This window comes from Plesiocystis pacifica SIR-1 (assembly GCF_000170895.1).
GTDB classification, from domain to species: Bacteria; Myxococcota_A; Polyangia; order Nannocystales; family Nannocystaceae; genus Plesiocystis; species Plesiocystis pacifica.
Genome location: NZ_ABCS01000053.1, coordinates 47875 through 66498 on the forward strand (window position 1 = coordinate 47875; position 18624 = coordinate 66498).

At 71.5% G+C, this 18624-nt stretch carries 17 protein-coding genes and 1 pseudogene; 9 read left to right on the plus strand and 9 right to left on the minus strand.

All coding sequences use genetic code 11. The features are described 5' to 3' along the window. Positions 1-30: 30 nt before the first annotated feature. From PPSIR1_RS24355 to PPSIR1_RS24385, 7 genes are all read right to left on the minus strand, one after another. Positions 31-2880, minus strand: coding sequence for a hypothetical protein (locus tag PPSIR1_RS24355; RefSeq protein ID WP_006973831.1), 2850 nt, complete (start codon positions 2878-2880; stop codon positions 31-33). Further along, positions 2877-3560, minus strand: coding sequence for a hypothetical protein (locus PPSIR1_RS24360; RefSeq protein WP_157595929.1), 684 nt, complete (start codon positions 3558-3560; stop codon positions 2877-2879). The genes PPSIR1_RS24355 and PPSIR1_RS24360 overlap by 4 nt, the downstream gene beginning before the upstream one ends. A gap of 118 nt (positions 3561-3678) precedes the next feature. After that, a complete protein-coding gene (locus PPSIR1_RS24365) occupies positions 3679-4443 on the minus strand; it encodes a substrate-binding domain-containing protein (RefSeq protein ID WP_006973833.1) in 765 nt (254 codons plus the stop codon). 202 nt (positions 4444-4645) lie between these two features. After that, positions 4646-5158 carry a hypothetical protein gene (locus tag PPSIR1_RS24370; RefSeq protein WP_006973834.1) on the minus strand — a complete coding sequence of 171 codons (513 nt, stop codon included), beginning with the start codon at positions 5156-5158 and terminating at the stop codon, positions 4646-4648. Further along, on the minus strand, positions 5155-5772 hold the full coding sequence (locus PPSIR1_RS24375; protein WP_006973835.1) for an RNA polymerase sigma factor: 618 nt from the start codon (positions 5770-5772) through the stop codon (positions 5155-5157). The genes PPSIR1_RS24370 and PPSIR1_RS24375 overlap by 4 nt, the downstream gene beginning before the upstream one ends. Next, positions 5769-6395 carry a DUF6249 domain-containing protein gene (locus PPSIR1_RS24380; RefSeq protein WP_006973836.1) on the minus strand — a complete coding sequence of 209 codons (627 nt, stop codon included), beginning with the start codon at positions 6393-6395 and terminating at the stop codon, positions 5769-5771. The genes PPSIR1_RS24375 and PPSIR1_RS24380 overlap by 4 nt, the downstream gene beginning before the upstream one ends. 30 nt (positions 6396-6425) lie before the next feature. Beyond that, complete coding sequence (locus PPSIR1_RS24385; RefSeq protein WP_045116657.1) at positions 6426-6905, minus strand: hypothetical protein; 480 nt, start codon at positions 6903-6905, stop codon at positions 6426-6428. 401 nt (positions 6906-7306) lie between these two features. On the opposite strand from PPSIR1_RS24385, the gene PPSIR1_RS43670 reads away from it, so the two are divergent. Next, positions 7307-8731 carry a serine/threonine protein kinase gene (locus tag PPSIR1_RS43670; RefSeq protein ID WP_157595930.1) on the plus strand — a complete coding sequence of 475 codons (1425 nt, stop codon included), beginning with the start codon at positions 7307-7309 and terminating at the stop codon, positions 8729-8731. 12 nt (positions 8732-8743) lie between these two features. After that, positions 8744-9832, plus strand: a complete 1089-nt coding sequence (locus PPSIR1_RS24395; RefSeq protein ID WP_157595931.1) for a hypothetical protein — start codon at positions 8744-8746, stop codon at positions 9830-9832. Here PPSIR1_RS24395 and PPSIR1_RS24400 read toward each other — a convergent pair. Beyond that, positions 9816-10373: a hypothetical protein gene (locus tag PPSIR1_RS24400; protein WP_006973841.1), complete on the minus strand. Its 558-nt coding sequence runs from the start codon at positions 10371-10373 to the stop codon at positions 9816-9818. The genes PPSIR1_RS24395 and PPSIR1_RS24400 overlap by 17 nt on opposite strands. Positions 10374-10477: 104 nt before the next feature. On the opposite strand from PPSIR1_RS24400, the gene PPSIR1_RS24405 reads away from it, so the two are divergent. The 4 genes from PPSIR1_RS24405 (at position 10478) to PPSIR1_RS43675 (ending at position 15895) form a co-directional block, all read left to right on the plus strand. Then, positions 10478-11803: a hypothetical protein gene (locus PPSIR1_RS24405; RefSeq protein WP_157595932.1), complete on the plus strand. Its 1326-nt coding sequence runs from the start codon at positions 10478-10480 to the stop codon at positions 11801-11803. Between the two features lie 409 nt (positions 11804-12212). Further along, positions 12213-13988, plus strand: coding sequence for a Stp1/IreP family PP2C-type Ser/Thr phosphatase (locus PPSIR1_RS24410; RefSeq protein ID WP_006973843.1), 1776 nt, complete (start codon positions 12213-12215; stop codon positions 13986-13988). A 21-nt stretch (positions 13989-14009) separates the two neighbouring features. Continuing rightward, positions 14010-14645, plus strand: a complete 636-nt coding sequence (locus tag PPSIR1_RS24415) for a hypothetical protein (RefSeq protein WP_006973844.1) — start codon at positions 14010-14012, stop codon at positions 14643-14645. Between the two features lie 23 nt (positions 14646-14668). Next, a complete protein-coding gene (locus PPSIR1_RS43675; RefSeq protein WP_006973845.1) occupies positions 14669-15895 on the plus strand; it encodes a tetratricopeptide repeat protein in 1227 nt (408 codons plus the stop codon). 251 nt (positions 15896-16146) lie between these two features. On the opposite strand, the gene PPSIR1_RS24425 is transcribed toward PPSIR1_RS43675, so the two are convergent. Then, a complete protein-coding gene (locus PPSIR1_RS24425) occupies positions 16147-17529 on the minus strand; it encodes a transposase (protein WP_006970444.1) in 1383 nt (460 codons plus the stop codon). Positions 17530-17737: 208 nt separating this feature from the next. Here PPSIR1_RS24425 and PPSIR1_RS24430 point away from each other — a divergent pair, with 208 nt between their 5' ends. From PPSIR1_RS24430 to PPSIR1_RS24440, 3 genes and pseudogenes are all read left to right on the plus strand, one after another. Beyond that, the gene (locus tag PPSIR1_RS24430) at positions 17738-17956 is read left to right on the plus strand and encodes an addiction module protein (RefSeq protein ID WP_006973846.1); all 219 of its coding nucleotides are present in this window, start codon (positions 17738-17740) and stop codon (positions 17954-17956) included. Further along, positions 17953-18237 carry a type II toxin-antitoxin system RelE/ParE family toxin gene (locus tag PPSIR1_RS24435; RefSeq protein WP_045116658.1) on the plus strand — a complete coding sequence of 95 codons (285 nt, stop codon included), beginning with the start codon at positions 17953-17955 and terminating at the stop codon, positions 18235-18237. Before PPSIR1_RS24430 ends, PPSIR1_RS24435 begins: the two co-directional genes overlap by 4 nt. 56 nt (positions 18238-18293) lie before the next feature. Next, positions 18294-18624 (plus strand): annotated as a pseudogene (locus PPSIR1_RS24440) (hypothetical protein); the annotation flags it as partial.

An 18624-nucleotide genomic window follows, 5' to 3' on the forward strand; every position in this document is an offset into this window, starting at 1 on the left:
GTCTTACCCCGGGGCCGGAGCCCGATCAATTCACTCACCCACGGCCCACACGGGGGCCAGGGGGAGGCCCGCGACCACCCGCAGGCTCAGCTCGGCGCTGGGCTGGAAGCCGTCCCCGCCGCCGTCCAGGCCCGTCGAGATGGCCGGGACGCTGCGCAGCACCCCGCGCTGACCGGGGGCGAGCTCGACCGCCACGGGGCCCGCGAGCACGCGCTCGCGCACGGCCCGGGCGCGGTCGAGGCCGTCCTCGCCCGGCTCGGCCCCGTCGAGGGCGGCCACGAGGGCGGCCAGGGCCTCGGCGCGCGCTCGGGGCGAGCACACCGTGGCGATGCCGATCCACCGGGCGGCCCGCTCGGCCTCGCTGCCCTCGCCGTCGGCCTCGACGTCGGCACACACGGCGTCCAGGTCGCTGAGCAGGCGCTGGCTCGACGCCGCCGACTTCCCACCAGGCGCAGTAGCACTCGCTCCATCGCCCTGACGCGCGCGCTCGAAGGCCGCGACGGCGTGGGGGTGGCGCGCGCGCGTCTCGGCGTCGAGCAGCGCGTCCGCGAGCAACTCCCAAGCGCGCTCATCCGCGCGGCGCTCCTTCGCCACGGCCCACAACAGGGCGTCCAGGCGCTGCCACTGGCGCTGGCTTGGCGCGCCAGCGAGGTAGTCGGCCACGGCGGCGCGCAGCTCGATGAGCCCGCCCTCGTCCTCGCCGCGCAGCTGCCCGTCGACGTCGACGTCGCGCAGGCGCATGAGCAGCAGCTCCCGACCCACGGCGTCGCTCGACGGCAGCGCCCGGGTCGGCCCGTCGCCCGCTGCGCCCGCGACCGCCCGCGTGTGGGCCTGGAGCTCGCGCAGGGCCGCGAGGGTGTACTCCCGGGCCCCGCTCTGGTCGGCGAAGCTGCGGCCCGCGACCACGGCCCGAGCCCACACTCGCTCGGGCGTCCCGGTGATCGCCGCCGCGTCCTGGGTCAGCTGCCGGGCCCGATCGCCCGCGCCGTGGGCGAGGGCCAGCTCGGCGTGGAGCTGCTTTTGGCGCGCGCCCTCGAGCTCCGGCGCCTGGACCAGGGCCTCGTCGAGGGCTTCGATCTGGAGGGCGTGCAGCCCCCCGGCGAGCGCCCCGACCAGGGGCGCCGAGCAGCTCAGGCCCAGATCGCGCTCGATGGTCTCTCGCAGGGCCCGACCGCCCTCGGGCGTGTCGACGCCGCCGCCCGCGTTTGGACCGACCAACACGGCCTCGAGCGCAGCCTGGCTCGCGGCGGGGTCGAGGCCCACGGCCCCGAGCGCGGCCGTCTGCGCGGGCTCCTTCGCCCGCCACGCCGACCACGCCGGGCACACCGCGTGGGCGCTGAGCTCCAGCCCGGCCATGGCCGTGTCCAGGCGCGGCTCCCAGCCGGCGAACCATGGATCGCCGAGCACCCGCCAGACCACCTTGCGGTCATCCTCGACGCTCACCCCGGCCGCGTTGGCCAGGGCCAGGGCCGAGGCCGCGGCCGGCAGCACCTCGTCGACGAGGGGGCCGGGGACGACCTCCGCGATGGCCAGGGCCTGCCAGGGGCGTCCCAGGGCCAGCTGCCGGCGGACCTCGTCGACGGCCACGGCCGACACCTGCACCAGGCCCGCCGCCGAGCCCTCGACGATCACGCGGCGGCGCAGCTCGAGGGCCAGGGGCGCCTTGTCGCGGAGCTCGAGCAGGCGCGCGACGGTCAGCAAGAGCTCGAAGCTGCGCCGATCCACGGGCACGCGCAGGGCCCAGGGCGTGCCCATGCCCAGGGGCTTGGGCGCCGCGTCCTGTTCCCCTTCTGGCGTCGGCTCCGGCGGGATGGTGTCGCGCAGGTTGGTATTGAGCACGAACTCCGCCCCGCCCAGCTCGCCGATCACGGCTCCGATGCGCCAGCCTCGGGCGGCCTCCAAGGGCCCCTGCCCGTCGAGGGCCGACTGCGCCGCGACCACCCAGCGCTGCTTGGCGCCGTCGAAGTTGGGGTCGCTGCGGACGGCGGAGATGCGCAACAACGCGTACTCGCGGACGCCGTCGGGGAGCGCGTCGACGGCCTCGAGCAGCGCGTCCATGGGCGCGTCGCCGATCCAGCTCGACAGCCGCTGATCGGAGACCAGGCCCGGGCCGAGGGCGCCGCCGAACTCGGCGGCGAGCAAGCCCGCGACGTCGTCCGGGGTCACCGACATGTCCTCGACCTCCGCCACGGTCACGAGCGCCCGGGGGCTCCGCTTGCGGGCGGCCTTCAGCGCGTCGCCGAGCCGGGCCTCGAGGGCGTCCAGGTTGGGCGCGTCCCCTCCTTCTTCACCCTTGCCCTGGCCAAGGCTCCGCTGGGCGTTGGCCTGCGCCTGCGCCTGCGGACGCAGCTCGGTCATGAACGCGCGATCGTCCTTGGTGAGGCTCGCGGGGCACAGCGCGGCCACCCGGCGCATGTCGGCGTCGGCCGCCAGCGGCTCGCCGATGCGCGCGAGCACCCGAGCCCGCTCGCCCAACAACGCGCAAGCTTCCGCTGCGGCCCCGGGCGCGTCCTTGCCGTCGAGGACGTCGAGGTCGATGGCGATGGCCCGGGCGTAGTGCGCCGCCGCCAGCCCGCGCAGGCCCAGGTCGGCCTCGAGCTGCGCCAGGGCCACGAGCGAGGCGTCGCGCCCCCCCGTTCGAAAGTCGCGCAGGAGCACCGCGCGGGCCTCGTCGATCTGGCCGAGCTCGACCAGCGCCTGGGCCCACGCGCGCGCCCCCTTGCCCTGGGGGATCCGCTTCATGTCCCGCGCCCGGGCGTCGAGCTCGGCCCACTCCCCCTGCTTGGCCAGGCGCGCGAGCGGGCCGCCGCAGCCCGTCGCCATCACCACCGCAGTCGCCAACGCGGCGACGCTCGCCAGCCGCAGGATTCGGGCGCTCATGAGCAGCCCAGAGCCTCCGCGCCGCCGAGCTCCGCGATCAGGCTGTCGAGCAGCGCGGCCTCTTCGGCGCGCAGCGTGTCTCGCCCAGCCTGGGCCACGCACAGGCTCTCGAAGGCCGGATCGGGGTCGCCCAGGGCGATGTAGCCCTCGGCCAGGCGCAGGTGGTTGAGGGCCACGTCCGGGTGGGCGTCGACGACCTCTTCGAGGAGCTCGAGGCCCTCCTCCGAGTCGCCGTCTTCGAGATGGTTGGCCGCCAGCACGTAGAGGGTCCCGAGCAGGCGCTTGGCCGCCTGACCCTCGAACGCCGGGTCGCGCTCGATGCTCTCGAGCGCCCAGGTCCGCATCTCTTCGAGGATCTTGAGGGCCTTGAGGCCCCGCTCCTCTGCGACGCGCCCGGCCACCGCCGCGCGGGCGTAGGCGTGGGCGGCCGTGCCATCATCGGCGGCCGCGCGCACGGACTCGAGCGCCGCGGCGCGGTCGGCCTCGCTGACCTTCCCCGCGGCGATGCGGGCCTCGAGGGCCTCGTGGATCGCCCACGCGCCTTCGGCCTTCGCCTCGGTGATGGTCGGATCGACGGTCCCCGAGGGCTTGCAGCCCGAGAGCGAGGCGAGGCCGAGCAGCGCGGCGCCGATCACCGAGGTGAGGCGTCGTCGCGGACATGCGTGGACTGGTGCGCGCACGGCAGGATGGATAACACGCCCCACGCGTGTCCCGGACCTGACGCAGCGACGCCCCGCCTCCCCCTCGGATGGGGGTGGACGGGGCGCGAATCAATCGAGCCTGGGACGAAAATCGGCCTCAGCCGCCGTAGTCGGCGATCACGGCCGCGTAGTCGGACTCACTGGCGGCGTGCATCGAGGCCAGGCCGACCTCCTTGCACACGGACGCGCCCGCGCCCGAGCACAGCCCGCCGAGGCTGCCCTTGAAGGCCTTCTTCTCGGCCGAGCCCGCGCTCGGGAACGCGGCGATGACCATGGGCGGGAGCTCGGCGGAGCTCCACAGCACCTTCAGGTTGTCGCCGCCGGCCTTGCTCAGCGACTTCTTTTGCGCGTCGTCGATGAGCGCGCAGGCGACCTCGCCCCGGGCCGCCGCCTTGATCGTCTTCATGGGCCGGCGGGTGTCGACGAGCTCGAAGTCACCGAGCTGGAAGTCAGACTTGCCGACGACGCGGTCGATGAAGTTGGCGTCGTCGCCGTGATCCGTGCCCAGGGCCTTGCCCTTGCAGGCGTCGAGTGAGGCCTCGCTGCCGCTGACCACGAAGTACTGGCGGCCGCCGCCGTTGGTGACCTCGGCCTGGCCGACGATCTCGAGCTTGTGCTTGGCCCGCAGGTCCAAGAACGCAGCCAGCGAGAGGATCCCGTAGTGGGGATCGCTCTCGCTGATCCAGGTCTTCGCCATGCGGCGGCTCGTCTGATACTTGCCCTCGGCCTCCGCCCAGCCGTTCTCACCGGCGACGTGGACCATCAAGCGGTCGACGTACTCCTGGGCCGAGGAGGCGCTGCCGACACCGTTCTCGTTGAGGATCAGGACGTTGACCTTGGACCCGGCCTGAGCCGTGGCCACGGGGGCCAGGGCCCCGAGGGCAACGAGGGAAAAGGCGGCGAATGCAGCTCCAGCGGTTCGAATGCTCTCGAGCAAGGGGACCTCGTGGGCGCTTGGACGGAGCGCCTGGCGAGTTATGCCAAGGCGGCGGGCAAAAAACTCATGAGACATCACACAAAAGCCGCGCGAGAGCGCGGCTTCGAGCGAGTCTGTGCGCGGGATCTCAGGCTTCGGCGCGCGGACGCCCGCCTGCGGGCAAAAACCCGATGGCCACCGCCGCGATCAGCGCCACGGCACCCATCCACACCCCGCCCGACTCGGCAGCGCCCGAGCCGTACCAGTCGCGGACCGGCTCGACCATCGCCGCGAGCTCGCCGCTGCTCAGCAGCGGCCCGAGCAAGAGGTAGGTGACCCCGATGGCGAGGGCGTAGGCCGAGGCGAGGATCCAGGTGCGCCGGCGATGGTCGACGGCGTCGAGCTCCGGCAAGCGATCCATCACCTGGCGGGTGAAGAAGGCGTCGACCGGCTCGTGCACGTCGCACAGCGCGAGCTCCATCTCGACGAACTCTTCGAGCTCGCGGGCGCACTCGGGCGAGCGCTCGGCGGCCTCGCGCAGCGACGCGGGCAGCCAACTGGCGCCGGCGGGATCGCGGCGCAAGCTCTCCGGCTCGAGGTCGAGCTCGATCAACGCCTCGACGAAAGCGTCCACCGACAGGGGCGACATCAGCTCGCTCATGCGGCGGTCTCCCGAGCGTCGCGCAGGCGCTCGCGCAGCAATTTCTTGGCGCGATGCAGGTGGGTCTTGACCGTGCCCAGGGGCAGATCGAGGACCTCGGCGATCTCGGGATAGGAGACGTCCTCGAGGTAGTAGAGGGTGACCACGGCCCGGTAGCGCTCGGGCAGGCCCGCGATCGCGGCGGCGAGATCCCGGCGCATGTCGAAGCGCGAGGGCGACAGCTCGCCCTCGGGCGCGGCGGCCTGGCTCTCGAAGCCCGTCGGCAGGGCCGCGAGCTCCTTGCTGCGCGTGCGGTGGTTCAAGAACACGTTGTAGGCGATGCGGTAGAGCCAGGTCGAAAAGCGCGAGCGCCCCTCGAAGCCGACCAGGCCGCGGTAGGCCCGGAGGAACACCTCCTGGGCGAGATCGTCGGCGAGCGTCGGGTCTGCGGACAGCCGCAGCAAGAGGCCGCGGACCTTACCCTGGTGACGACGGACCAGCTCGGCGAAGGCCGACTTGTCGCGGCCCGAGCCCGCGAGGGTCACGAGCTCTTCGTCGGACATCGCCGAGTGATCGACGGGCTTGCGCACGCCGAGCTGCGCGCGGACGGAGGACCAGGTCAACGCGCGGCTCACTTGCTCTCTCCTTGGCTTTGGCTCGAGCTCGCACCCTGGGGACCCGCGAAGCGGTGGCTGATGAGGTAGCCCAGGCCGATGAAGCCGGGGATGAGGCCGGCGGGGCTCAGCTCACCGCCGCCGCCGAACCAGCTGGCCAGGACCAGGCCGACGCCGGTGGACACGAGCACGAGGCCGCGACGCAGATCGCTGCCGCCGCGGTTGCCGAGCAGATCGGCCGGGGGCTCGATGCCCTTTTCGACCATGCGCCGGGCCAGGTCGAGGCGACGTTGGGCCGTGGCGTGGCGAAAGCGAATGGCCGAGATGACGATCAGCGCGACGACCGCGAGGAAGGCGACGTCGAAGGTCTGGAAGCTCGAGCAGGGACCCGAGCTGGTCTGAAACAGCATCGAGTCGAAGCCGCCGAGGCTCGCGCTCAGGCCGAAGCTCTGGCCAAACTCCTGGCCGAGCGTTCCGAACAGACCCGAGCAGCCCTGGGACTCGAGGCCGCCGAAGCTGGCGTCGATCCCAAGCGGGACTCCCGCAGCCTTCGCGGTCGGGGACAGGCCAAAGGCCACTCCCCCCGCGACGGCCGCGAGCCCCAGCTCGACGAGCGTTTTTGCGCGCTTGATCCCCATGGACATGATTGCGACTCGGCGCGAACCAAGCATGTTTCAGCGCACCGCTTTTTTCCAGTCCGATGGACCAGCCTCGGGCCAGCCAGCCCGATAGTTCGCCCACAGTTCGGCGGGGTGGAGGCGGGTCGCGCCGGCCTGCGCGGGATCGACCCCCACGCCCACCAGCGCCGCCGCGACGGCCGCGTAGCCCTGCTCCGTCGCAGCGTCGAGCTCGGCCCGCCACGCCGGCCGCGCGATCGCCTCGCTGATCCGCGCGCGGTAGCCGTCGAGATCGTCCTCGAGGCCGTGGAAGACCCCCTGAATCTCGACCTGCTCCGTGAACCAGTCGGCGACAAAGCGACGGGGCTCGGGGTCGTAGGCCTGCGCGTAGGCCGTGCTGACCGCGCAACACACGAGTTCCTCCCATAGGTGACGGCGGTGAGATCGCTCGGTGAGATCGAGGGGGATCAGCCCGTAGTCAAAGCCATGGTCGTCGTCGAGGTGACCGAGGAAGAGCGCATGGACGAATTCGTGCACGAGGTTTGGTAGACCTTGCGACTCGACCACCCAGCGCGACTCGGGCAGAGCTGCTAATTCTTCACTGCGGGCTCGCCGGCAGAGGTTCTCGCGGTCTGAGCCAATTCGCACACAGGCCCCCCAATTCTCAAACACACGGGAGATTGAGTGGACCAGCGCTTGTTCCGCGAGACACTCGACGGGTGGGACCAGGTCGCTGCCGCGATGCCCCCCCTGGCTTACTTGGTCCTTCATTCGCGTAAGCGAAGATAATGCTTAGTCATGAGAACCCTTCCTGGTAGGGTTGTGGCGCTCGATTATTCCCCTCGGTCATGCCTGGACTTCCCGCAGTGAGCAACCCGGTCGTGAGCGCGCGTGTCGATCGCGCGCCCTCCGATGCTCACATCGACATCGTCGATCCGATGGAGGTGAGCTCGCACGGCGAGACCTTCATGCTGGGTCGCTACGTCGTGACCGGCCGCATCGCGAGCGGCGGCATGGCGACCGTCTACAAGGCCCGGCTCGAGAGCGAGGGTGGCTTCGCTCGCGCCTTCGCGCTCAAGGTCATCCACCCGCACCTCGCCGAGGCCGAGGGGTTCCGCGAGCGCTTCCTCGACGAGGCTCGCGTGGCATCGCGCGTCCGCCATCCCAACGTGGTCGCCACCGTCGACTCGGATCAGGACCGCGGGTACCACTTCCTGGTCCTCGAGCTCGTCGATGGATTGACGCTGCGCCAGCTCCAGGTGGCAGCGGCCAAGCGCGGGGCGAAATCACCCCGGCTGACGGCCAGCGAAGCCGCGCGGGTCGTGTGCGATGCGGCCAACGGATTGCACGCGGTGCACGGCGTCGCCGACGAAAAGGGCGAGAGCCTCAACGTCGTCCATCGCGATCTCTCGCCCCACAACTTGATGCTCGACGTGACCGGGCGGACGGTGCTCATCGACCTCGGCCTGGCCAAGGCTCGCGGGCAGCAAGGGCACACGCAGACCGGAGTTCTGTGCGGGAAACTCCCCTACATGAGCCCGGAGCAGAGCCGCCTCGAGCCCCTCGACGCGCGCTCGGACGTGTTCAGCCTCGGCTCCGTGCTGTTCGAGCTCGCCGTCGGTGAGGCGCCCTTTGGCGACGACCACACCCCGGGCACCCTGGAGAAGCTGCGGGTCTGCGACGCCGACCGCCTCGCCACGCGCATGGTCGAGGCCGACTTGCCGAGCTGGCTGACCCGCGTGGTCCTCGGCTGCCTGCGCGCCGAAGCGCGCGACCGCTACGCGACGGCCCAGGACGTCGCCGACGCCCTCGACGAGGGCATGCGCCGCGCCGGCGTGGTCCAGTCCGAGGTCCGCTCGGGCCTCGCCGATCGCGTCCGCAACCTGCGGCGCTACATCGGCGTGGTCCAGCCCGCCGTCCCCCTCCCCCCGCTCATCGCCGCCGATCCGACCGGGCCCCAGGCCGTCGTGAAGGTTGGGGCCCCGAGCTGGCTCCGCGGTCTGGCCATGGCCGCGTCCGGGGCTGCGGTGGTCCTCGTCGGGCTGCTCGCGCTCAACGTCATCAACGGCTCGCGCGCGCAGACCCAGCCCGGGGACGAGGCCTCCGACGCCGGCCTGACCCCGGCGACGCCCGCCGCCGACAGCAAGGGACCCAGCGTCCAACCCCAGGCTACCTCCGCCGACGCGGGACCCACCGCCGAGTCCGCGGGGGCCCCGGCCCAAGACACCACCGAAGCGAGCCCGCCCGCCGAAGACGCGGGGGCCGAAGCTGGCTCGGACGAGCCCCCGACCAAGCGCCGCCGACCCTCCGGGAAGTCCCGCTCGAAGGCGGACCTGTCGGGCTTCAAGAGCAACCCCTACTGAGACCGACCTTCGATGGCCGCTGCCTCGCTCGTGGTTCTCACCGCGCTAGTCTGCCTGTTCTCGGCGCCGGCCGGCGCCGGACAGGCGAGCCCCCCCGCCGCGGGAGCAGACCCAGAGGCACCAAGAGCGCCAGGGGCCAAGGCCCCCAAGGACGACAACAAGGCCGCGGCCAAGGCCGCCTTCGACGAGGGCCTCGCCGCCGCCGCGGCCGGGGAGTTCGAGGCCGCCATCGCCCACTTCGGCCGGGCGCAGCAGCTCCGCCCCCACCCCACCACCTTGTTCAACCTGGCCTACGCGCTCGAGCGGGCCGGTCGCTTGCCCGAGGCCTGGGCCCTGTTCGACGCCATCCTCGACACCGTCGACAGCCAGACCGAGCGCAGCGACGTCCGCACGCGCATGCAGGCCATCGAAGGTCGCATCGCCGTGCTCGAGGTCAGCGCCGAGCCGCGCGAGCGCCTGTGCATCGACGGCCACGACATGCCGCAGGTCGGCGGGAGCTACCGCGTCGCCCTCGAGCCCGGCGACCACACCCTGCTGCTCGACGCCAAGGAAGTCCAAGCCCGGCTGCACGCCGGCGAGCGCCGGGTCCTGCTGCTCGACGCCCGCGTCCCGCCTCCCTCGGCCACGCCCCCTCCCCGGCCGCGCTCGATCCCCGCCATGGCCGGCCTCGCCTCGGGCACCGGCGCCCTGGCGCTGGGCCTCGGGGTCGGCAGCATCCTCGCGACCGAGCAGCCCCCCGGGCTGAAGCTCGGCCTGGGCGCGGGAGCGGCCGCGAGCGCGGGCGTGGCCATGGGTGCTGGGCTCGCCGCGCTGCTCCTCGATCGTCGCTTCGAGCGTCAGGTCCAGGGCCTGCCGCCCCGTCGCAAGCGACGGCGCGAGGTCGACCGGGCGCCCGCGGCCTGCCCGGGCTCGCCGTCGCTCGACGACCGCGTGGACCTCGAGCTGCTCCCGGACATCATCCAGCCCGCGAGCTTCGCCAGCGCCATCGAGCTGCCGCCGGCGCTGCCGATCGCCCTGCCGCCCCTCGAAAACTTCGGTGGCAACTTCGGTGGCAACTTCGGGGACGCGTTCGGTCCTGGCGACATCAAAAGCGCGCCGTGAACATCACGCCCGCGCGCCCCGGCACGAACACCGGGGCGATGGCGACGGGGCGCTCGCCCAGCCACAGCTGACGCCGGACGATCGCCCCGTAGGTGATCATCGCCGCGCCGCCGAGCAAGAGCACGCCCCCGGGCACGCCCATGGTCAGCGCCGCCCGGTCGCGCGCGTCCTCGAAGCAGTTGTTGCCCCAGCCCGCGGCGCAGGGATCCTGCAGGCCCATGGCCAGCGCGCCGCCGACGAGCAGCCCGCCGGCCAGCGCCGAACCGATGCCGGCGTTGACCCACCGCCGCGCGCGTCGGGCCTCGGGGCTGTCGAGCAGCGGGACGTAGCTGTCGCTGGGCCCGACGACCCGGGCCTGGCTAAAGGGCAGCGGATCCGCGTCGCGGTCGAGGGGCAGCGCCGCGACCTCGGGGTCGACGGCGGGACCGACATCCGGGCCGACATCCGCGCGGGGCTCGGCCGCCGCGACCCCTTCACCCGCGCTCTGGCCCGCCGGCGCCACGCTCACGCTGATCGACAACAACAGGGCTGGCAGGCGCATGCCGGCGCAGCATATCAAAGCCGCCCAGACGCACCAGCGCGCCCGATCGTGGCAGCTGGAGTCAACCCTTGCGCGCCCCGGCGCCAGCCGCCAAGCTGTGTTTGGTGCCTGCGCTAACGAGCGTCTTGCTGGCCTCGGCCCTCGCCCTCGGGCCGCGCGCGGAGGCCGATCCCTCCGAGCGGGACACGAGCTGCGCCGCGGCCGACGAGCTGTTCGTGGGCTTCGGCGACGCGGCCTCCCCGGCGGCCCTCGAGGTCTACATCGACCCCATGCGCACCCGCCAGCTCGAGCTGTGGCTCGAGGCCCGGCGCATCGCCGGTGAGCGCCCCGGCGAGCTGCGCATCGAGCTCATCGTCAGCCGCGGCGGCGTGGCCGAGGACGTCCCGGCCGCGGACGCCCTGCGCCAGTGGTTCATGGCCGTGGTCAAGGCCGCCCAGCTGCGCGCCGGGCCCGAGCAGCTCGCCACCGCCAGCGCGACCATCGAAGACGCCCTGCGCCTGCTCGAGTCCCAGGGCCCCGCGCGCGTCGCCCTCCAGCTTCAGCGCGGCGGCGCGGCCGGGCTCGCCCGCGAGCTCGGCTTCGACGCGGACACCGAGGCCGCCGTCGCGGCCCACACCCGCGGCGCCAAAGGTCGCTGCCTCGCCCGCCAGCTCGACCGCGACTCCCGGGCCCTGTCGATCCGCACCATGGGCCAGCAGGCCACGGTCGTCATCATCGCCAAGGCCAGCGGCGAGCGCCTGCTGCAGCACGTCAACCCCGAGCTCCGCGAGCTGCGGACCCAGCTCGACCGCGCCATGCAGCGCACCCAGGTCAACCCCGACGCCTCCGACTTCGTGCCCTTCGGCCCGAGCCTCGGCGGCCAGAGCTCGCGCCTGGATCAGACCTTCCCCGAGACCGGCGTGCTCGTGGGCGGCCGCGCCCTCCCCCACCGCCTGCTGATCTTCGTGGAGGACGAAGAACACGGCGCCCTGTCCCACTGGCTCGAGCCGGCCATGCGCTACCGCAGCGATCACCCGGGGGAGCTGTCCGTGCAGCTCATCGCGGCCGGGGTCGGCAGCCGTGCCGTCCGCCTGCGTCGGCGCCTGTGCGCGGCCCGGAGCCTCGGCCTCGAGGTCGAGTTCCTCAGCCACCTCGCGCAGCGACCGGGGGTCCGGCGCCTCTACGAGACCGACCTCGACAGCGTCCTGCAGCCCGTCGCGGACTCACAAGCGTGTAGTGACAGTGAGCCGCTCAACATGGATCGCAGCGGAGAAGGACCCGACGGTCGACGCTCCAGTGACTTTGGCCACCCGCGGGGCGCGTGGCTCGACGGCCGCCCCATCAGCCGCGGCGACCTCGAGAGCCTCGAGTGGCAGCTGGGCACGAGCCAGACCCAGGGCCTCATCGACTGGCTGCTCCAGCCCACCAACATGGCCGTGTTCGAGTTCTAGCGAGCTGTCCGAGCCCGGAATTCGCAGTCCCTGGAGCGGCTTCCCTGACACGCCATGTCGCCCCATCACAGGCGCGCCTTGGCCCCATTGACCGCTCGCATCACAGCGGATCAAACGACTCGTCGGCCGCTCGCGGGCTGACGCGCTCGACGTCGACCGGATCGAAGCCACCCGCGAGGACGACACGTCCGCGCCCGTCGTCGATGGCCGCGGCTACGTGCGCGACGACGGGAAGCGCCCGGCGGCTCGAAGGCCGAGGCGGTCGCGTTCGAGATCCCGGTCGATGCCCCCGGCCTCGACGCGCGGGACCCCGACGAGCGTGCGTCCGAGGCTGATCCGCCGGCCACTCGTCGCGCCACGTCAGGCCCGTCCCCACGGCCGGCCAATTTGGCTTATCGTTGGCGCTCCCATGGACTTGAAGTACTGGGCCGCGACAGACGTGGGTCGCAAGCGCACCCACAACGAGGACAACTTCCTCATCGACAAGAACATGCGCTTGTTCGTCGTCGCCGACGGCATGGGCGGGCACTCCTCGGGCGACGTCGCCAGCGCGATGGCCGTGCACACCATCCGCGACGTCGTGATGACCGAGGCCGAGCTGTTCGCCTCGCCGCAGGACGACCCGCTGTGGCACATGGAGGTGTGCATGGTCCTCGAGCACGCCGTGCTCATGGCCTGCGAGACCATCTACCGCAAGGGCGTGCAAGAGCCCGAGAAGAAGGGCATGGGCACCACCGTGGTCGCCCTGCTCATCGCCGGCGACCGCGGCTACATCGCCTACGTCGGCGACAGCCGCATCTACCTGCTGCGCGGCGGCATCGTCTACCAGCTGACCGAGGATCACTCGCTGATGAACGAGCTGATCCGCCAGGGCAAGATCACCGCCGAGGCCTTCGACGACAGCCCCTACGCCCAGTTCAAGCACGCCATGACCCGGGCCGTCGGGCCCAACGAGTCCGTGGAGGTCGACACCCTCGACTTCGACATGATCCCCGGCGACAGCTTCCTGCTGTGCAGCGACGGCCTCTACGAGTACCTCGACGACGACGACCTGTCGCGGATGCTGTCCCTCGACGAGATCAAGGACATCCCCGGCAAGCTCATCGACATGGCCAACACCCGGGGCGGCAAGGACAACATCACCGCCCTGGTCATCCAGGTGCCCGAGAACGCCGACGGCAGCGACCGCGCGGCGGAGATCAACTTCACCCTCGACACCCTCAAGCAGATCCCGCTGTTCTCGGAGCTCAACTACCAGCAGCTCGTGCGGATCATGAACCTGACCCGCATCGTGCCCTTCGAGCCCCGGGACATCCTCTGCTACGAGGGCCAGATCGGCGAGGAGCTGTTCGTGATCCTGCGCGGCGAGGTCGATCTCTACCGCAACGACGTCCCCTTCGCGTCCCTGCCCCAGGGCGCACACTTTGGCGAGATGGCGCTGATCGACGCGATGCCGCGCTCGGCCACGGCGGTGGCCGCGACCCACGGCAAGCTGCTGATGATCAACCGCGAGGACTTCCTCGAGATCCTGCGCAAGGAGCCCTCGCTGGCCACCAAATTGCTGTGGGCCTTCGTCCGCGAGCTCGGCGAGCGCCTGCGCTCGAAGGGCGAAGAGATCGAGCACACCGGCGGCGAGGAGATCCTCGAGCTCAGCGACGAGCTGCTGATCTCCGAGGACTCCCGCGACGACCTCGACCGCAACGACGTGCTGTCCTACATCTCCGAGTCCGACGTGGTGTCCGACCACGGCGTGCCCTCGGACACCGGCTCGGGCCCCGTCCCCACCCCCTCGCCGAGCGCGGGCGTCGACCCCCTCGCCGCGACCGTGCCGGCCGCGGCGGCGAGCAACGCCGACCCCGACACCTTCGACGAGGACGCGCCCACGGAGGTCCACATCACCGACGGCTCCTCGGAGGAGTTCGAGGCCGCGCCTCAGCCCCGGGCCGCCGCCGCCGACCCCTCAAAGCAGGCCACCGTGCCCGAGCCCAGCGCCATGGTCGAGCGCGAGCACGGAGCCCCCGTCAAGCCCACGCGCATCACCATCCCGAGCCTGGTCAACGCCGCGGCGGGGCGCTTTGGCACCTCGCCCCATCCCCGGGCCAAGCCGCCCTCGGGCCCCGCAGACATCCACACCCGCGCGACCCGCCCGATCGGAATCCCCACCGACGACGACGACGACGCCTGACCGCCACGACGGAGCCGGACGATGGCCACGGACCCCAAGCCCCACTTCCTCGACCACCGCGACCGGCTCCGCGCCGACCTCTTCCAGGCCGTCGGCGAGCGCTGGGAAGGCCGCAAGGTCCGCGTCGACTCTGGGCCCTGGACGCTGATCCTCGACAGCTACGACCTGGTCCCCAACGACTTCGATCGTGGCTTCACGCGGCTCTCGGCCCCCTTCCTCAACCCCGAGACCTTCCGGTTCACGATCTACGAGCAGGGCCCCTTCGCCTGGCTCGGCAAGCTCCTGGGCATGCAGGACATCCACCTGGGCGAGCCCGGCTTCGACAGCAAGTGGATCGTCCAGAGCAACTCCCCGCCGAAGATCCGCGAGCTCTTCGACGACCCGCGCCTGCGCGACGGCATCACCGCGGCCGGGGACTGCGAGTTCACCCTCCACGATGACGAGGGCGTCTACGACCGCCTCGTCGGGGTCTCCGACCTGACCACCACCGGGGACGGGGCCAACTACCTGAGCTACGACGAGCTCCTGTTCTCCTGCGCGGGGATCCGCAGCCAGCCCGAGCAGCTCCGGGCCGTCGTCGATCTGTTCTGCCTGGCCCTCGAGCGCCTGTGCCAGTTCAGCTCCGCCTACGCCGATCAGCCCGCCGCCGGCCGCTGAGGCCCGCCACCTCGACCCGTCACATGCCCGACCGCCCACGCTCCGCCTCGCGCCCCCTGCTCCCCCTGCTCCTCGCCACCGCCGCGGCCCTGAGCGCGTGCAAGGCCGGCCCCGAGGAGGCAGGCGAGGTCGAGGGCGAGGCCAAGGCCCAAGGCGAGGCCGAGGCCGAGGCCGAGGCCAAGCCCGAGCCCCCGCCTCCGCCCAAGCCGGGCGTCCAGGCCGACGGCACCGTCGTGTCCGCCGTCGACTGGTACGCCGGCAGCTTCGAGGCCGCCCTCGCCGAGGCCAAGGCCGAGGGCAAGCTCGTGTTCGCCGACGTCGGGGCCTACTGGTGCCCCCCCTGCCGCGAGTTCGAGGAGAAGGTGTTCGTGCTCCCCAAGGTCGGGGAGTGGCTCGGCGAGCGCGCCGTGGCCATCCACATCGACGCCGAGAAGGGCGAGGGCCCGGAGCTCGTCGATCGCTACCAGGTCCAGGCCTACCCCACCTTGCTGATGCTCGAGGCCTCGGGCATCGAGAAGGGCCGCGTGGTCGACTTCATGGAGGCCGACGCCCTGCTCGAGCAGCTCGGCGCCCTCGCCTCGGGCGGCAACGTGCTCGCCGAGCTCGAGGCCGCCGTCGAGGCCGATCCCAAGGACCTCGACGCCCGCTACCGCCTGGCCAACGCCTACGTCCTCGCCGCCAAGCGCGAGGAGTCCAAGGCCCTGTTCGACGAGCTGCTCGCCGCCGACCCCGACAACGAGGCCGGCGTCGCCGCCCAGGTGCTCTACGACCGCGCGCTGTTCTCGACCCTCAAGCTCGACGGCGATCCGGCCCGCGCCATCGCCGAGTTCCAGGCCCTGCAGGCCCGCTACCCCGAGTCCAAGCAGGCCCGCAGCGCCTACCGCATGATCGGCCGGGCGCAGTGCAAGCTCGACCCCAAGGACAGCGAGGGCAAGGCCGCCGCTGCCCTCGAGGCCATGGTCGCCAGCGATCCGACCGACGTCGGGCTCAAGATCAACTTCGGCTGGTTCGCCTTCCGCCAGGCCTGCGCCGTCGACAGCGGGCTCGAGGCCGTGCTCGCCGGCATCGAGCAGGCCCCAGAGGACGCGGAGCTGCGCTACCTCGAGGCCGAGCTGCGCCACCTCGCCGGCGAGGCCGACGCTGCCTACGCGGCGATCCAAAAAGCCGCCGAGCTCGAGCCCGAGAGCGCCTACTTCAAGCGCCAGGTCCGGCGCTTCGAGGCTCTAGCGGCGCAGGCTGCCCAGAACTAGTACCGCGTGTCCGAAGTCCGTGCCGGGTTTGGGGCATCGCTGGGACCCGAGGGCAAGGAGCCGCGACGACGCTGTGGTGGACCCCACTACCGAGAAAGGCAGCCGCCCACGGGTTCAACGCCAGCTGAGTCCGTGGACGACGCTTTCCTGGATCATGGGTCCCGGCGTGGCCGGGGTGGGCGACTGCTAGCAGCCCGTGGTGAAAAGCTCCGCTTGGGCGGCCGCAGCGAGCCGAGGTCGGCAAGTACAGCTCAGCCGACCGCGGCGAGCTCCACCGTTTGAAGGCGCCCAGCTCCGACCTCGAGGCACACGCGAGCGACGACTGCGTCCAAGAGCCCGAGCAGCGGCCACAAAAAGGCCGCGAGCCTCCCTTGGAGGCTTCGCGGGCTCCCGACCCCCACCAGCTTTCGCATCAGCAAGCTCAGATTGAAGCCGCCCGCATGGATCAGCAGCCGCTTGAGGATGTTGTCGTGTCGGCGCAGGTGCACCCGTCGCAGCCCGCCGGTCGTGTACAGGTGCGCGAAGGGTCGTTCGAGCAGCTCTCCACGCTGACGCATCAGCCGACGTCCTCGCGCACCCTTCGTCCGTCGCCGGTTCGCGTGTACGGCCTTCTTCTCCTCGGCCTTGCCCTTCCAGTTTCGGCGCCCTCGCTTGGGCTCGGCGATGTAGCTGCGCAGCTCCGACTCGACCAGGTCCGTCATCACCTTGTTGCTGTGGTAGCCCGCGTCCGCGACGACCTCCTTCATGTCCTCGACCACCGGTGAGCCGGGGCCGTCATGGTCGTCATTATCGCGCTTGCGCTCGACCTCTTTTTGGACCTCGCCGAGGTTCGTGGCCGCCATCTCCAGCGTCGCATCGAGGCTCTTCGTGTCGTGCGTCGTTCCTCCGTGCACGGTGACTCCGACTATCGCTCCGGCCTCCATGTCGACGGCGTGCTCGGCCTTGTGGGCCATCTTCGTCGCCCCGCTCTTCATCTTCGAGATGGTCGCGTCCGGGTCGTTGGGGTTGACCCAGACCGCGTTGGAGCCCTTCTTGGGCCGCTTGCGGTCGAGCTGCGCGAGCTGCTTTTGGGTCGGGTTCTCGATGCCCTCGGCCTTGGCGAGCTCGACGAGGTAGTCCTGGTAGCCCTGACCGTCGTCGCGCTTGACCAGCGAGCGCAGGGCCGCGTTGGCCTCGAGCGTGGTCGCGTCGACGCCGATAGTCCTGCCGCGGACGAGCTTGGCCTCGGCGAGGCGGGTCAAGACCCAGGTGAAGACGCGGTGGTGGACCTCGACGTCGAGGAGCCGACGGGTGCGCGAGAGGGTCGAGTGGTCGGGCGGCGACTTGGTCATGCCGAGGCCGAGGAAGTCGCGGAGGCTCAGGGAATCAGCGACGCGCCAGGCGATGCCGCGCTCGCTGTCGATGCCCTCGAAGTAGCCGATGAGCAGGCAGCGAAAGTAGACGCCTGGGGCGAGGGAGGGCCGGCCGATGGGCGAGTAGAAGCGCTCGCACTCGCGCTCTACGAAGCGGTCGAAGCCCTTGGCGTGGAGGACCTTGTCGAGGGCCTGATAGAAAGGGTGTCCGGCGGAGCGCGGGACGTCCTTGTAGGTCAGGAAGAGGCCGGCCTGGTCGTCACCCTTGTGGCCCATGGACATGGGCGGAGACTACGTGGTCTTCGTGGATTCGTCGCCATGCGTGGTTGTCGCCCGGCGTGGTTGCCGCGCGTTCCACCACGGGCTGCTAGGAGCGGCGACACGGCCATTCGGGTTCCAGTGCCGCTCCAAACCCGGCACGGACTTCGGACACGCGGTACTATCAGCCTACGTCGCTGCTCTACCGCGCGAGCCTGCTACACTCGAAGCGATGGACGCCGCCCAAAGCGCTGTGCTCTCACTGAGCCCCGAACAGCGCCTTCGCCTCATCGAGCAGCTCTGGGACAGCCTCGTCGATGATCGCGGAGATAGCCTCGAGCTGTCCCCTGAGATTCGGGCTGAGCTTGATCGCAGGCTCGACGCACACCGTGCAAACCCGGACGAGACATTGAACTGGGCCGAGCTCCAGCGCCGGATACGCGACGCGTGACGCTGCGTTTTCGCCCAAGAGTCGCAAGCGATCTCCGCGACGCTCGAGGCTGGTACGAGGGCCGTCGAGGGGGCCTCGGCGACGAGTTCATCGAGGCAGTCGAGCGAGTGCTCGAGCGCATCGATCAAGCCCCCGACCACTTTCCCCTCGTCCATCGCAACGTCCACCGAACGCTCATCCGGCGCTTCCCCTACGCCATCTTCTTCATCCAAGAAGGCAGCGAGCGCGTTGTCTTGGCGGTCCTTCACCAAGCTGTCAATCCAACGCGCTGGCGCAAGTAGCACCCCGCCCTCCAGGCGTTGGCAACGCGCGCCCAAGTGCGTCACCCTTGAAGCCCGTGTTCGAGGCCCTCGTCGCCGCGCTGATCGTCGGGCTGCTCGTCGCCCTGGCCTGGATCCCCCCGCTGACCCTGATGTGGCTCGGGGTCGCCGTGGGCACCCTCGGCGCGCTCATCGGCATCCCCGCCGGCTTCGTCTATCACGCCAAGCTGTGGGCGGCGCTCCAGGACGCGGGCATCCCCACCAAGGGCATGCTCGTGAAGCCCTACGCCCTCCACGACAAGCTGGACGAAGAGCCGCGCGAGCGCGTGCGGGCGCTGTTCGCCGTGGGCGCCGCGGGCTTCCTCGCCACGGTCGTCGGCGCCGCCGGGGTCACGACAGCCATCGTCC